Origin of the sequence: Thermoanaerobacterium sp. CMT5567-10 (assembly GCF_030534315.2) — a bacterium.
GTDB lineage: Bacteria > Bacillota > Thermoanaerobacteria > Thermoanaerobacterales > Thermoanaerobacteraceae > Thermoanaerobacterium.
The window spans coordinates 2,457,526-2,470,572 of sequence record NZ_CP130558.2 but is presented as its reverse complement, the minus strand read 5'-3'; the positions used below and the strand labels follow the sequence as shown (position 1 = coordinate 2,470,572).

General features: G+C 30.9%; 17 protein-coding genes. 7 read left to right on the top strand and 10 right to left on the bottom strand.

Going from position 1 to position 13,047, the window contains the following annotated elements:
• Window positions 1-60 precede the first annotated feature (60 nt).
• From Q2T46_RS12515 to Q2T46_RS12505, 3 genes are all read right to left on the bottom strand, one after another.
• A complete protein-coding gene (locus tag Q2T46_RS12515; protein ID WP_303265765.1) occupies window positions 61-630 on the bottom strand; it encodes a hypothetical protein in 570 nt (189 codons plus the stop codon).
• Window positions 631-724: 94 nt separating this feature from the next.
• A complete protein-coding gene (locus Q2T46_RS12510) occupies window positions 725-1,327 on the bottom strand; it encodes a hypothetical protein (RefSeq protein ID WP_303265208.1) in 603 nt (200 codons plus the stop codon).
• A 79-nt stretch (window positions 1,328-1,406) separates the two neighbouring features.
• Window positions 1,407-2,147, bottom strand: coding sequence for a hypothetical protein (locus tag Q2T46_RS12505; protein WP_303265209.1), 741 nt, complete (start codon window positions 2,145-2,147; stop codon window positions 1,407-1,409).
• Between the two features lie 234 nt (window positions 2,148-2,381).
• Between Q2T46_RS12505 and Q2T46_RS12500 the strand changes: the two genes are divergently transcribed.
• The gene (locus tag Q2T46_RS12500; protein WP_303265210.1) at window positions 2,382-3,023 is read left to right on the top strand and encodes a DUF1906 domain-containing protein; all 642 of its coding nucleotides are present in this window, start codon (window positions 2,382-2,384) and stop codon (window positions 3,021-3,023) included.
• A 58-nt stretch (window positions 3,024-3,081) separates the two neighbouring features.
• Here the strand turns inward: Q2T46_RS12500 and Q2T46_RS12495 are convergent, their stop codons facing one another.
• Entirely contained in the window at window positions 3,082-4,173 is a 1,092-nt protein-coding gene (locus tag Q2T46_RS12495) for a VPS10 domain-containing protein (protein ID WP_303265211.1), read from the bottom strand.
• 325 nt (window positions 4,174-4,498) lie between these two features.
• Here Q2T46_RS12495 and Q2T46_RS12490 point away from each other — a divergent pair, with 325 nt between their 5' ends.
• From Q2T46_RS12490 to Q2T46_RS12475, 4 genes are all read left to right on the top strand, one after another.
• Entirely contained in the window at window positions 4,499-4,795 is a 297-nt protein-coding gene (locus tag Q2T46_RS12490) for a hypothetical protein (RefSeq protein ID WP_303265212.1), read from the top strand.
• A complete protein-coding gene (locus tag Q2T46_RS12485) occupies window positions 4,767-4,970 on the top strand; it encodes a hypothetical protein (protein ID WP_303265213.1) in 204 nt (67 codons plus the stop codon). Before Q2T46_RS12490 ends, Q2T46_RS12485 begins: the two co-directional genes overlap by 29 nt.
• Complete coding sequence (locus tag Q2T46_RS12480) at window positions 4,957-5,337, top strand: sigma-70 family RNA polymerase sigma factor (RefSeq protein ID WP_303265214.1); 381 nt, start codon at window positions 4,957-4,959, stop codon at window positions 5,335-5,337. Before Q2T46_RS12485 ends, Q2T46_RS12480 begins: the two co-directional genes overlap by 14 nt.
• A 77-nt stretch (window positions 5,338-5,414) precedes the next feature.
• Window positions 5,415-5,909 (top strand): L,D-transpeptidase family protein, encoded by a 495-nt coding sequence (locus Q2T46_RS12475; protein ID WP_303265215.1) that lies wholly within the window; start codon window positions 5,415-5,417, stop codon window positions 5,907-5,909.
• 25 nt (window positions 5,910-5,934) lie between these two features.
• Here the strand turns inward: Q2T46_RS12475 and Q2T46_RS12470 are convergent, their stop codons facing one another.
• The 3 genes from Q2T46_RS12470 to Q2T46_RS12460 form a co-directional block, all read right to left on the bottom strand.
• Window positions 5,935-7,395 (bottom strand): hypothetical protein, encoded by a 1,461-nt coding sequence (locus Q2T46_RS12470; protein WP_303265216.1) that lies wholly within the window; start codon window positions 7,393-7,395, stop codon window positions 5,935-5,937.
• A 346-nt stretch (window positions 7,396-7,741) separates the two neighbouring features.
• Window positions 7,742-8,842 (bottom strand): outer membrane lipoprotein-sorting protein, encoded by a 1,101-nt coding sequence (locus Q2T46_RS12465; RefSeq protein ID WP_303265217.1) that lies wholly within the window; start codon window positions 8,840-8,842, stop codon window positions 7,742-7,744.
• An 11-nt stretch (window positions 8,843-8,853) separates the two neighbouring features.
• Window positions 8,854-9,357: an RNA polymerase sigma factor gene (locus tag Q2T46_RS12460; RefSeq protein WP_303265218.1), complete on the bottom strand. Its 504-nt coding sequence runs from the start codon at window positions 9,355-9,357 to the stop codon at window positions 8,854-8,856.
• A 154-nt stretch (window positions 9,358-9,511) separates the two neighbouring features.
• On the opposite strand from Q2T46_RS12460, the gene Q2T46_RS12455 reads away from it, so the two are divergent.
• Entirely contained in the window at window positions 9,512-10,405 is an 894-nt protein-coding gene (locus tag Q2T46_RS12455) for a radical SAM protein (protein ID WP_303265219.1), read from the top strand.
• Here Q2T46_RS12455 and Q2T46_RS12450 read toward each other — a convergent pair.
• On the bottom strand, window positions 10,388-11,248 hold the full coding sequence (locus Q2T46_RS12450) for an RluA family pseudouridine synthase (RefSeq protein WP_303265220.1): 861 nt from the start codon (window positions 11,246-11,248) through the stop codon (window positions 10,388-10,390). The two genes, Q2T46_RS12455 and Q2T46_RS12450, sit on opposite strands and share 18 nt — an antisense overlap.
• 22 nt (window positions 11,249-11,270) lie before the next feature.
• The gene (locus Q2T46_RS12445; RefSeq protein ID WP_150200478.1) at window positions 11,271-11,480 is read right to left on the bottom strand and encodes a YgiT-type zinc finger protein; all 210 of its coding nucleotides are present in this window, start codon (window positions 11,478-11,480) and stop codon (window positions 11,271-11,273) included.
• A 218-nt stretch (window positions 11,481-11,698) separates the two neighbouring features.
• On the opposite strand from Q2T46_RS12445, the gene Q2T46_RS12440 reads away from it, so the two are divergent.
• On the top strand, window positions 11,699-11,830 hold the full coding sequence (locus tag Q2T46_RS12440; RefSeq protein WP_303265221.1) for a hypothetical protein: 132 nt from the start codon (window positions 11,699-11,701) through the stop codon (window positions 11,828-11,830).
• A gap of 44 nt (window positions 11,831-11,874) precedes the next feature.
• On the opposite strand, the gene Q2T46_RS12435 is transcribed toward Q2T46_RS12440, so the two are convergent.
• Complete coding sequence (locus Q2T46_RS12435) at window positions 11,875-12,987, bottom strand: aminopeptidase (RefSeq protein ID WP_303265222.1); 1,113 nt, start codon at window positions 12,985-12,987, stop codon at window positions 11,875-11,877.
• Window positions 12,988-13,047: the final 60 nt, after the last annotated feature.

The following is a 13,047-nucleotide window of genomic DNA, read 5'->3' as shown; positions in this document are numbered from 1 at the left end:
ATAATATACTATACAACAAAATCAACATAATGTTTGTGATAAATATCACAGATTTTGAAATTAATCTTTTATAGAATCTAATATAGAATCTAAAAAATGCGAATTTATCTTGCCGTTAACTATCTTATAAGATTTATAATCATTTATGTTATTATACCAATTAAAAAAGAATAAATGGTAAGTTTTGGTGGTGTCTACGGCAACATCAATATACTTATCATTGGTCACACTTATTCCGATTCTTTCATCTTTTTTATTGGTATAAAAGACAATATCGTAAGAATAATTATTTGCACTAGTATATTTGCCATTATATTGCACAAGTTTAAATTGCTTTAAATACACTATCAAGTCATTTATTGTTTTTGCATCATTGGTACTTTTTATGATACTTTTTTTATCATTGTCAATATTTTTAGCCAACATAACCGAAACGATTTTTGAATTGTCGAAGTTATTTAAAACCAATGAGTTAAACGACCCTATTCGAAAATAGTCTAAGTAAAAATGAATCGCAAGAAGTATACAAAGAAAAAACGTCACAGTATATCTAATCTTAGGCATTCTAAGCTTTGGATGTTTAAAAGAAATAATCGAATATATTATAGCTATTACAGAAATTAGTATCATGAGCAACTAAATCGACCCCCTTTAAACCTTTTTAATCATATATTTGCGACTAATTGTTTTGTTGATTTCTGAGCACTCATTAAGTCTGTAAAAACTATCTTAGCGCATCCTGCCATTCTTTTGGCAATGGATAACTTTTAATAAATACTTGACCATGATATACAGGAATTACACCTGCTTCAACGGCAGGCTTTAAAGGGACATGCTGTGCAATTATTAAAGAACCTGGTGGAATATCTCCAAACATCGGTACAGGGCACCAATACCTTCCGTCAGGAGGTAAATATAAAAAGACAACGCCTTGCAATGTTATATATAAAAATTTATCGTTGGCTCCATTGTTTATAGATTTAGGATCGGTTTTGTCTGTTTCAGTGTAGATGTATTTTTGCCATTCTTTAGGCATTTCCCATGAAGTAAATGAATTTGATTTGGTACCCATATCCTTCCAAACATGTCCGTAAATATCGGAACCTACAACTGGTATTTCTGACATATCAAAAGCTGGGTTTGTTTTCAGTTGCTTTAAAATTTCTTTTTGTGATATTGGGTTCTCCATATCGACACTTTGTATATTTTTAGATATCGCTGCACTGCTATTGCTGTCATAAATGCTTGTATGTCTTGTTAACATTTGAGATAACAGTATGCCAACTATTATTCCTATTACAAAAATCATTGTACTTTTTGCCTTCATACAAGACCCCTCTTTAATGATTTTGAAAATTCTTCGCTCAAATAAATTGCATATACAAACTTTGTTCTATATAATGCGATTAATATGTGAAATTAAATACTTTGCTTTTATCCAGTGAAATGACACTGATTGTGTTTTTTCCCCATTGTATCATTGAATTTTGCATTGATATATCTTTCTCTGAAATTTCACCTACTGTATTTATCTTATGAGTTTTTATTTCATAATGTTTTAAAGAATGACTGCCATTAAGCCCATTTATTTCTGCTGACGGCAAAAAAGCAAACTCTTCATCATTATTGGGGTTAAATGAAATTCTCATCATGCTTTCTTTTTTTGACTCATCATACCACAGTATACTGCTTTTACTTGTATAAGTATCAACAATAATACTAATTGGAACGTCTGATGAAAACTCTAAAACAATATATTTACCTGATGCAGAAGCAGTTATATAGTCAATACCATTAAACAAATCGTACTTTAATGCGTATGAAGTTAAATCAATAGTTTTTATGGTATTATCTTTTACATAACTAAGTTTTATATAACTTTTATCATTATTATAGCTTTCTTTTAAGTCACCATTTTCAACAAATAAGAATTGATTCACCCAAGCAGATATATGATTCCCATTATATGTAATTAACTGTGGAACATATTGATTAATGTGTGGCGCGCCTATACTATCACTATTATTTTTTGCAGTATTTGAAGTTTGAATTGTTTGCAATTTACTACTGCTATCTTCACTCGTTTTGCTTCCGCATCCACTCAAGAATAATGTCAAAACCAATAAACCGACTAAAAATCTTTTCATGTGATCGATCATCCTCCCCGTAACCTTTTAACAATATTATACATCTAATCAATTTGTTAATTATTACATAAATATTAAAAATGATTAAAAAACAATTAAATTTCTAGCCAAATTGAATTAGAATTTTTTAGCAAAGGTTGTATTTTAAAAATAAAACACTCTTTTATAATATAGAAGGGTAAATCGGCCGATAAAATCCTTCTTAAAAAACTAACGAAAGTGAGGTAAAAAAAAATGGGTAATGGAATTCATACAGCAACAAATGTATCAAACGTTTTAACATGTTTAAAAAATCAAGGTAAGACCTTTATAGGACGTTACTTTGCAGTTACAAATACATGGAAAGCTTTAACAGCAAATGAAGTACAAAAAATCTCTTCGGCAGGGTTATATATCGTATCTATATGGGAGGATGGTCCTGCCAATAGTCCTAGTTATTTTACGTATAATCAGGGAAAATTAGATGGAGATAATGCATTCAATTATGCCGCTGATTTAGAGCAAAGTGCTGATACTCCTATATACTTTGCAGTTGATTTTGATGCTACTACGACCCAAAAGCAAAGTATTTTGGATTATTTTAAAGGAATTAATGATGGATACCTTCAGTATATTTACGAACGCCAAAAGGCTGGCGAACAAGTTGTACATTATAAAATTGGTGTTTATGGAAGTTATGATGTACTAACATGGTGCAAAGATCAAGGAATTGCAACTTACTTTTTCCAAGCATATGCGCCAGGTTGGAGTGGTGGCAGAAATACAAATCCATGGTCCGGATATCATTTAAGGCAGACAGCTTCAAATCAAACACTTTGTTCAATAAATGTAGATCTAGACATATCAAATGATGCAGCTGGAGGATGGAAATTATAATAGAATATAACGAAAAAGAGAAGGCTTTATAATAAATTTATCGCCTTCTCTTCTTCTTTTAAAAAAGATTTTCCCATGAAAGTCCACCATTTTTACTGTAATATAAATTTGTACCCAATTGTGATTTAACTAAAGCCCACCCATTTTTAGAATCTACAAATTGTATTTGTACTGTATTCTTAGGGATGTTAACTTTATTCCACGTTTTACCGTTGTCATTTGTGATAAACAATACATTGTTTATTAAAACATTCCAATTATTTTTATCTACTAAATTTATCTCAATCGGTTTTTCTTTCGTTGAAAATGACGATACTTCTTTCCATGTTGAACCATTATCACTACTGTCCATAAAAATTATTCGGTAGTCGTTATGATTAATATCGTAAATACAAACTGGTAAAATTACGATAGTTTCTTTTTCATAATCAAAAAATTTAGGAGAATAAAATAAAATGCTATCATCTTTGAATTTTGAAAGTAATGGTATGTTTTTTTTATTCCATGTATAGCCACTATCACTGCTTAAGTACAATCCATATTTTCCCGGTATACGATATTCTACTGTGATAATGCCAGTCTTAGCATCAGGTAAAAAAATGAAAGATGCCTTTTCTCCTTCAAATGAAATTGAATTATCATCTTTTAACGAATTATTTGAAATTTCCCTTTTGCTTATTAGAACCCATTTGCTATTTATTAATTTATACACATCAACAGGATTGTCTCCAGATGCCGGTCCATATTCTTTTAACATCCAACCTCTTAATCCATCTTTATTTTGAAGAAAAAATAATTTACCCATTGTAAAAGGAACTTTCGAACCAACCCAACTTTTACCTTTATTTCTAGTCTCATATAAAGTTCCATCTGAATATAGCACCCAAGAATAATTTTCGTTTAAAAAGTACCATGAAAAAATGTTATTTTTATTGGCAGGTGATACATCAATCCATGTCTTACCTTTATCGCTAGTAATATAAATTTTATTTCCCCCTAAAGCCCAACCGTTGTATTGTGTCGTCATTTTAATATACTGAAAATCATATGTTTGCTTAGCATTATTATTCTTTATAACATTACTTGTTTTACTTCCACACCCACTTAAGAATATTGTTAAAACCAACAAAGCGATAAAAAATCTTTTCATGTAATCTTCCTCCCACTTAAAACTTTTAACAATATTATACAACTAATCGTTTCATTATTTATTACGCAAATATTACAAATTATTAAAAATTATTAAAATAAATTACATTAATTTAAAATTATGCTATAATATGCACAAAATAATAGATTTCGATGGGGAACAGGGCAAATAAATTGTTATGCCCTGTTTTTACTTTCTTATTTATATGATTGTTTTTCCTAAAAACTACAATTAATGGGTTGTATTTTTTATAGATAGGTACTCTTTAATAGATAAAAGGAAAATAGATAATTTTAAAACTTTTCCTTTGATGGAGGTGTTGAAGTTGCAAGAGTTTTTCAATTATACATCTCTTAGCACGTTGGCAGGTAATGTTGCAGCAACAATCCTCATAGCCCAACTCATAAAAAAGTTAAAATTAATAAAGAAAATTCCAACACAGCTGCTTGTCCTTATTATCTCATTCTCCATCATTACATTTACATCGGCTGTAACTGGTAAATTTTCTTTTAAGGATATTCCCCTGTATTTATTAAATTCTATATTGGCTGCATCATCGGCTATAGGTACTTATCATACTATTAATAGTGAAAATGAGAAAAAGTCTAAAAGAGTTTATTAACGATATAAATACAGGGGATAAAGATGCACTGTGGGAGCTAATTCAGAGATTTAAGCCATTGATAAATAAATATAAAAGAAAATTGGGCTATGACGGTGCAGAAGAAGACATAATTTTATGGCTTGTAAAAACTGTTAAAAAGTATAAAAAAGGTGAGAAGAATGATAAATTTTGATGATAATAAAATTATAGCTTATATAGCTGAAGGCATGAAAAATGAATATATAAGACTCTCAAAAAAGAATGTAAAAATAAAAGAAAATGAATTTCTTATTCTTGATGATAAAGAAATTATAGTTGATAATTTTGAATATGAAAATATAGAGAATAAAATCTTTGTACAAGAGGTTTTGAATAAGCTTACACCACTACAAAAAATGATAATACTGGAGACAATCATATATGGAAAAAAAGAAATAGATATAGCAGCCAAATTGAATATATCACAGCAAGCGGTAAGCAAGACGAAAAAGAAAGCTTTAGAAAAAATGAGAAAATTTCTAGAAAAAAATATTGAAAATTGGTTGTTAAATTCAATATAAAGCACTCTTTCATAATATAGAAGGGTAAATCGGCCGATGAATTCCTTCTGAAAAAATAAAAAAGGAAGGAGATATTTATGTCAATTCCAAGAGATTATACAATATATGCTAATTTTTATACAAACAGAGACTATAAAGGCAATTTGACTTTGAGAGATTCTAATGGGTTTATAGTTTTTGGTCCTGTAGAATGTTTAGGTAGAGGCACAAGTGATGCAAACAATAATTATGATCATGCAAATTGGATGCTAATTGATGCAGATACACCTACAGGAACATACTATACATCAATTGGATCAATACTTTCCCCATTAAGCTCTTATGGACCTAATCCTATAATAGAGTTAGATCCAGTTGGTGGTAATGCTCTGTTAGCTGCTAATAATGGTAGAAGTGGTTTTCTTATTCATGGTGGAGATCCAGATACAAATGCAAATGATATATGGTATCCTTTGAGGCCAACATATGGATGTATAAGACTATCAAATAATAATCAACAAGCATTAATTGCAAAAATAAAAAGTATATCTATAGAAGGATTAGGTATTTTATACGTAAATAATAGTCTATAATTGCAAAAGGCAGGGCAACCTGCCTTTACTTCCATATAATAGATCTCTCGCTAAATGATTTTATATCTTCGGAATTTAATTTATTGACAACTGAATATTTACCATTTTTTAAATCAATAATACATAGTTCAAAATTGCTATTCTTTTCGCCTATAAAAGCAATGCGATCACCATCGCTATTCCAAAAAATTTTCGCAATATTAAAATAAGGAACATGAAAATTTTTATAAACATTATTTTCAGCATCGTACAAATATACTCCACCTTTACCTATAGTACCGGATGTAAAAGCTAATTCATCATGGTTAGGAGACCAACTTCCATTAGTCGCGCCTCCATATCTATCACCAAATTTAATAAACTTTCCATCATTAACCTGAATTATTATGCTATCAGTATCTTCAGGTAAATTAAAATTAACGTATATGAATTTGTTGTCATAAGACAGAGATACAGATTTTACATCAGCAACACTTGTAATTTTGTAATCTTTCATTATTACATAATTTGTTAAATCAAATTTTTTAATCTCACTTTTTGTGTTTAATTTTACAAATATATGTTTATTTTCATCATACGCGTATACATTTGTTGACCAAGAATTTCCTCCGTCATTTGTCACATAAGTCACAGTATGATTTTCAGATTTGCCATCATTTGTTCTATAAAAATCGATATTTAATGTTCCATTTTTATCATCTTTAAATATAGGCACTGAAGCCGAAATAATACAATACTTTTCAAAGCTTTGTGGTGTAGGAACTGAAACTTTACTCCACGTATTGCCTCCATCCCCTGTTTTATACAGGATCACATCTGCTGATATCGGATTTGAAACGCCTATCCATCCATTATCTGCACCATAAAATATCATGTCAGTTGATGTTCCTACAAGTGGTAAACCTGAATAAGAATCTGATGAAGTAACATTAATTTTTTCCCATGTCTTTCCGCCGTCATTTGTTCTAAATAAATATTTTATTTGCTGTTCCGCTGCGCCATCAGACACTGCTAAAAGCCAACCTGTATTTGGTGTTACAAATTGGATTTTCGAAATGCTTTGTGATAACTGCGGGAGTTTATAACTTAGTTTGTTCCACGTTTTGCCTCCATCTGTTGTTTTAAGAATATACAATGACTCATCATTATTATTTATCCATGAAATCCAAACATTGTCAGAGTCTAAAAAATATGGGACAACATTTTCTACATAAACGTTACTATATACATCTTTTGATAAAATGTCTATAGGTAAATTTATTTGAGTCCATGAATTACCTCCATCCAATGATTTGAAAATCTGCAAATTCTCTAATGTATTTTGGTCATTTTTAAAAGACCATTTCCACCTGATATCAGATACATTTGTTTTTAAAGAACTATTAGATATTGTATTTTGACTAATTGTATTGCTTTGTTTGACCCCAATTCCACATCCAGTTAAAAATAAAGCTAAAATTAATAAGCCAACTAAAAATTTTTTCATGTGATCATCCTCCCTTGTAATTCCTAACAACATTATACATCTAATCAATTTGTCAAATATTACATAAACATTAAAAATGATTAAGTAAAATTAAATTTTAAAAATACTTTAGCAAAGGTTGTATTTCAAAAATAAAACACTCTTTTATATATAGAAGGTAAATCGGTCGATGAATTCCTTTTAAAAATAATGAAAGTGAGGTGAAAAGAATGACATATCCTTTTACACGTACATTAACTGAAGGCAATACGGGACAAGATGTGTATAGAATGCAGTATGCATTAAACGCCGTCGGCAGATACTATTTAATTTCAAGCTGTCACTGCGAAGCAGATGGCATATTTCTCTATTTGTTCAAATCATCCTTCAATTGTTTTAATACGTCGTCATTTAAATTTGACATAATATTTACAGTTGTCTTATCTTTATGGTATTCTTGTATAAATATAAATTTTGTAAAATCCTCGTTGTAGTAGTCAAGCTCAATAGCATTTTCATTTTTATATTTCCGTACCTCAAATAGCTTAAAACCTTTAGGAATCTTATCTGGTACAATTATATCAAAATTAACAGCCTTTTGTGCATCATTAATCGAATGAAAAATATCAAACTCGGTTAATCTATCAATTACAGGAACGTTTGAAGGAAAATTAGGTTTTAAACTTTCTTTGTCAATGTCTAAAGCAAAATCTGTCTTATACGTTATTACAGTTTTAATATCGTTATGGAGAGTTTCTTGTTTTAAAATGAAATTTGTCTTTTTATCTATCCAATAAGTCTCTACCCAGCTATCATTCTTAGAATTACCTGATGTTACTTCAATTACATTGGTATCAATTCCATCTATTTTTTCGCTACCTACCAATTTATAACTGTCATTTTTTGCTATATCATCTATTTTTGATTTAAGGGCTAAGAAAGGTGAGCCAGATGGATCTGAAGGAATTATTTCAATGCGATTTAAGTCTTTGTAATAATTCCATGACTTATCGCCATTTACGACTCTTATAAAATCAGGCGTTTCATATCGATAGTTTAATGGGCCAGCATATATTTCTTTCCAGGAATTATTAGATAAAACCACATTTGTCTTCATGTTTTTTGATATTTCTTTGCCCTCAATTACAATAGTTTTAATATTGTCATAAGTTTTTTGCATAGCATAGACAATATTATACGATGGACTTAAAGTAACCTTAGGAACTATTCCATTTTCCTTATTTGATCCCCAAAAATGTATATTAACAAATATTATTGATAAAGACATTAAAATAGCCGCTGCTATGAATGATGTCAATAAATAATTCCATACTAATCTTTTTTGATGCTCTACGCTTGTATTTTCTGTATTTTCGTTTAAAGGTGCTTTCAATACCTTTTCTAATACATCAGGCGTATGCTCATTAGCATACTTGCGACACTCCTTATAAAAGTGATGCAATTTCATTATATCATCTCCTAATATTTTTTTAGTAATCTACGAAGCTTCTTCTTTATTATTGAATATTTCCACCGTACAGTACCTTGTGGAATATTCAAAATCTCACTGATTTCTCTATGTGTATAACATCCAAAGACATGTAGCGAAAATATTTCTCTCTCATCATTACTGAGATAATTCAGCACATCATTTATCATTATAGAATCCGTCACAAACTCATCAACATTTACAGCTTCTTCAACATTAGCATTTATTTCTTCATAATTTAATAATTCAAACTTTCTATTCCGCAAACAATTTAAAGCAAGATTCCGAGCAATTTTCATTATCCATGTTCGTAAATTATTAATAGAGCCATATTTATAGATGTTTGTTCTCACTCTTATGAATGTTTCTTGCATGATGTCTTCTGAAAGTCCAGCATCTTTCAGGATAGATAAAAGATAAAAATACACAGGTGTTTTGTACTTCATATATATTTTTATAAATTCATCGTCATTTTTTTGTTTTTCGTCATGCAATTTTTTACCTCCTCAATCTGAACTAATACAATCTATAGACACTTCGTCGATTCATTTTGTTGGCAAAAAGTTATAATTTAACTATAAGTTTTAAAGAAATTTTCACACTTTGTTTGTATAATAAATATGATAAAATACTTATGAGGTGTTTTAAATGGTATCACAAGTATGCAATATATGTCCAAGAAATTGTAATGTTGATCGCAGTACAAAAGTAGGCTTTTGCGGCATGTTAAGTGAAATAAAGGTAGCAAAAGCATATCTTCATGAGTGGGAAGAGCCTTGCATAAGTGGCAGCAGAGGGTCTGGAACAGTATTTTTCACAGGCTGCAATTTAAGATGTGTATTTTGCCAAAACTACAAAATCAGCCAAGGGAATTTTGGAGTAAGTGTTTCACCAGAAAAGCTTGCAGATATTTTTATGAATTTAGAAAAAGCAGGTGCTCACAATATCAACCTTGTATCACCTACAATTTTTATTCCAAAAATAAAAGAAGCTATAATCATAGCTAGAAATAATGGGCTTAGCATACCTATTGTTTACAACTCAAATGCATACGAAAATGTAGAATCTTTAAAGACTTTAGATGGACTCATAGATATATACCTGCCTGACCTAAAATATTACAGTGATGAAACAGCCATAAAATACTCTAAAGCGCCACACTATTTTGAATTTGCCACAAAAGCGATTTTAGAAATGTATCGTCAAGTAGGTTATCCTGTCTTTGATAATGACGGCATAATGAAAAAGGGAATAATTATACGTCATCTAATATTGCCAGGGAAATTAGATGAGACAAAAGAAATTTTAAAATGGATAAGTGACAATCTCCCTAAAGAAATATATGTAAGCCTTATGGGACAATATATCCCATATTTTGAAGCATATAAATATTCTGAAATAAACAAAAAAATAAGCAAAAAAGAATATGAAGAAGCAATAGAATATTTCTTTGAAATTGGTTTAGAAAATGGGTTTGTACAAGACGATGAAAGTGCATCAGCAAACTTTATACCTGATTTTGATTTAAAAGGCGTCCTTTAAGACGCTTTTCATATCTTCAGGCATAGGTGCATATATAGAAATACACTTATCAATAAATGGCTGTCTAAATGTGATTCTATAAGCATGAAGTGCCTGCCTTTTTATATAAGAAGTATCTGAACCATATAACGTATCACCAATGATAGGATGCCCTATATGGCTTAAGTGAACCCTTATCTGATGCGTTCTGCCTGTCTTCAGCTCCAATTTAACAAAGCTTAATTTCTCACTTCTTTTTAATACAAAAAAATCTGTCACTGCCCTATCTCCATCATCGCTAACCATTCTTTCAATGGTGCTGCCTGGTTTCCTTTTTATAGGCAAATCTATCGTTCCTCTGTCTTCCAAATCCCCTTGAACTATAGCAATGTAAAATTTTTTCATAGGGCAAACAATCTGAAGATAATTTTGCATAAAGGGATTTTTGGCAAAAATGATTAAACCGGATGTATCTCTGTCAAGCCTATTGACAGGCCTTATTGAAGCTTTTATCTTCTTTTTGGCGTAATACCATGCAATACCATTAGCCAAAGTATTTTCAGGATACCCAGCCGTTGGATGAACTACAACGCCAGCTTCTTTATTAACAACAAGAATATCATCATCTTCATAGCAAATATTTAATTCCATTCTTTCCGGCTTAACTGACACATTATCATCATTTAAATAAAGCTCGATGATATCTCCTTTTTTAATTATTCTATTTACTATTGATATTTCATTGTTTACTAAAATTCTACCACTATGTTTATATTTTCTTATGAGAGTCGACGAAAAGCCTCTATTTATTAATATCTCTTTAAGAGGCAAATTTTCGTCTTCTTTACTTGCAATAATCTTCATCTGCACACACCAATAACAATTTTTACCATGCTCTACTTAATTTATATGTTCCCTTATTTTTTTCATCTTTTAATATCTTATCCAATACTTCTGTGTCATAATATTTGGCACCACATTTCTGGCAAACATATGTTGGAACATCTTTGTAAACTATAACCTTTTTCCCCTTTATTAACTCATAATCTGCAAGTTCTATCTCTACATCTCCCCCACAGAAGCATCGTTTTAGCATTTTTGACCTCCTTAATTATAGTTAATAAAGCACCTATCCTTTATATCGTAAATTCGACAAAAAAACTTAATATATAACAGAGATATTATACCACTAATTGCAGAAACATGGAATATTTTCTCCCTTTCATCAATATTGCCCGTAACAAAAATACTTTTTTATCATACTATATTACTGTAGCTGTTCCCATCAATTATAAAAAAAGGAGGGGGAGTATAATGGCTGGAACTGACTGCAAGAAAAGGCCAAGAGATGACGATTTTTGGGTTTGGATAATATTAATAATTATCATAATATTACTTTTAGTACCCGGTATATTTGTCCTTGATAAGCAAGAGCCTACAATATAAAATCAAAAAAGCGTTGGTTCATTTGCCAACGCCTTTTTTTAAATTTATAAAACACTTTTAATAAATTGACCATCTTTATAGAAAAGCTCACCATCTGCGTATATTTCTCCACCTTGCCTCATATCGCAAAGCATATCCCAATGAATAGCAGAGCGATTTTTCCCTCCTGCTTCCGGCATCGAATCTCCCAATGCCATATGGACTGTACCACCTATTTTCTCATCGAAAAGCATGTTTCTAGTAAACTTTTGTATTCCATAATTTGTGCCTATGGCTACTTCTCCAAAATACTTAGCACCATCATCTGTATCCATCAATGCGTGTAATAAATCCTCACCTTTTTCTGCAGTAGCTTTCACAACAAGGCCATTTTCTACTTCAAGGTAAATTCCCTCTATGCTCTTTCCCATGTATATTCCTGGAAAACTAAACGTGATGTGTCCATTTATTTTATTTTCCACAGGCGATGTAAAAATCTCACCATCAGGAAAATTTTCAGTACCGCTGCAGTTTATCCACTTTCTACCTGAAATATTAACGTAGATGTCGGTTCCCTCCGATACGATGTGCAATTCTGTTTTTTTATTTAAGTAACTTATCCATACATCCTGCTCATCGTGTATTTTCTGCCACATATAAATTGGGTCATCGCTATCAAGTAGACCCGCCCCATAAACAAAATCTTCGTATTCGCTCAAACTCATTTCAGCTTCCTGAGCATCTGCCTGAGTGGGATACTGTGTTCCACACCACCTTAAAGAACCATTGCCCATCCTTTCTGAGTAAACCTTTCTCCATGACGATGCACCTTTGGCTGCTAGCTGCAGCTTTAATGGATCTACATTTGAATTTGCTTTTGTGTTTTTGTTAGCCCAAGCAGTAAGCCATACATCTGCTTTCTCAAGAGCTATCCTTTGTATATACCTTTCCATGAGAAGCTGTTCATCTGTGGCATTTTTTAAAATAATCTCTGAAACATCAGGAATGTCAACTAGCGTCTCAACGTGTGCGCCTGCCTTCACTGCCTCCCTCACTACCTCATTTATCCACGGTATTGCTATGTCACCAGCCTGAACTAAAACAAAATCTCCCTTCTTAACTTTTGTCGAATAATTGACCAATAGATTTGCAAGTTTTTTTAACCTCGGATCTGTCATGTACCCACCCCCTAAAATTAATACTTAACCATATTATTACATAATGCAAATAAAAAGCCA

Excerpts from the sequence above, each read along its gene's own strand:
- Q2T46_RS12450 (WP_303265220.1), bottom strand. The coding sequence starts at position 11,248 with ATGAAGATTATTGCAAGTAAAGAAGACGAAAATTTGCCTCTTAAAGAG.
- Q2T46_RS12510 (WP_303265208.1), bottom strand. The coding sequence starts at position 1,327 with ATGAAGGCAAAAAGTACAATGATTTTTGTAATAGGAATAATAGTTGGC.
- Q2T46_RS12470 (WP_303265216.1), bottom strand. The coding sequence starts at position 7,395 with ATGAAAAAATTTTTAGTTGGCTTATTAATTTTAGCTTTATTTTTAACT.
- Q2T46_RS12465 (WP_303265217.1), bottom strand. The coding sequence starts at position 8,842 with ATGAAATTGCATCACTTTTATAAGGAGTGTCGCAAGTATGCTAATGAG.
- Q2T46_RS12455 (WP_303265219.1), top strand. The coding sequence starts at position 9,512 with ATGGTATCACAAGTATGCAATATATGTCCAAGAAATTGTAATGTTGAT.
- Q2T46_RS12485 (WP_303265213.1), top strand. The coding sequence starts at position 4,767 with ATGAGAAAAAGTCTAAAAGAGTTTATTAACGATATAAATACAGGGGAT.
- Q2T46_RS12440 (WP_303265221.1), top strand. The coding sequence starts at position 11,699 with ATGGCTGGAACTGACTGCAAGAAAAGGCCAAGAGATGACGATTTTTGG.
- Q2T46_RS12435 (WP_303265222.1), bottom strand. The coding sequence starts at position 12,987 with ATGACAGATCCGAGGTTAAAAAAACTTGCAAATCTATTGGTCAATTAT.
- Q2T46_RS12500 (WP_303265210.1), top strand. The coding sequence starts at position 2,382 with ATGGGTAATGGAATTCATACAGCAACAAATGTATCAAACGTTTTAACA.
- Q2T46_RS12475 (WP_303265215.1), top strand. The coding sequence starts at position 5,415 with ATGTCAATTCCAAGAGATTATACAATATATGCTAATTTTTATACAAAC.
- Q2T46_RS12495 (WP_303265211.1), bottom strand. The coding sequence starts at position 4,173 with ATGAAAAGATTTTTTATCGCTTTGTTGGTTTTAACAATATTCTTAAGT.
- Q2T46_RS12515 (WP_303265765.1), bottom strand. The coding sequence starts at position 630 with ATGATACTAATTTCTGTAATAGCTATAATATATTCGATTATTTCTTTT.
- Q2T46_RS12505 (WP_303265209.1), bottom strand. The coding sequence starts at position 2,147 with ATGAAAAGATTTTTAGTCGGTTTATTGGTTTTGACATTATTCTTGAGT.
- Q2T46_RS12480 (WP_303265214.1), top strand. The coding sequence starts at position 4,957 with ATGATAAATTTTGATGATAATAAAATTATAGCTTATATAGCTGAAGGC.
- Q2T46_RS12445 (WP_150200478.1), bottom strand. The coding sequence starts at position 11,480 with ATGCTAAAACGATGCTTCTGTGGGGGAGATGTAGAGATAGAACTTGCA.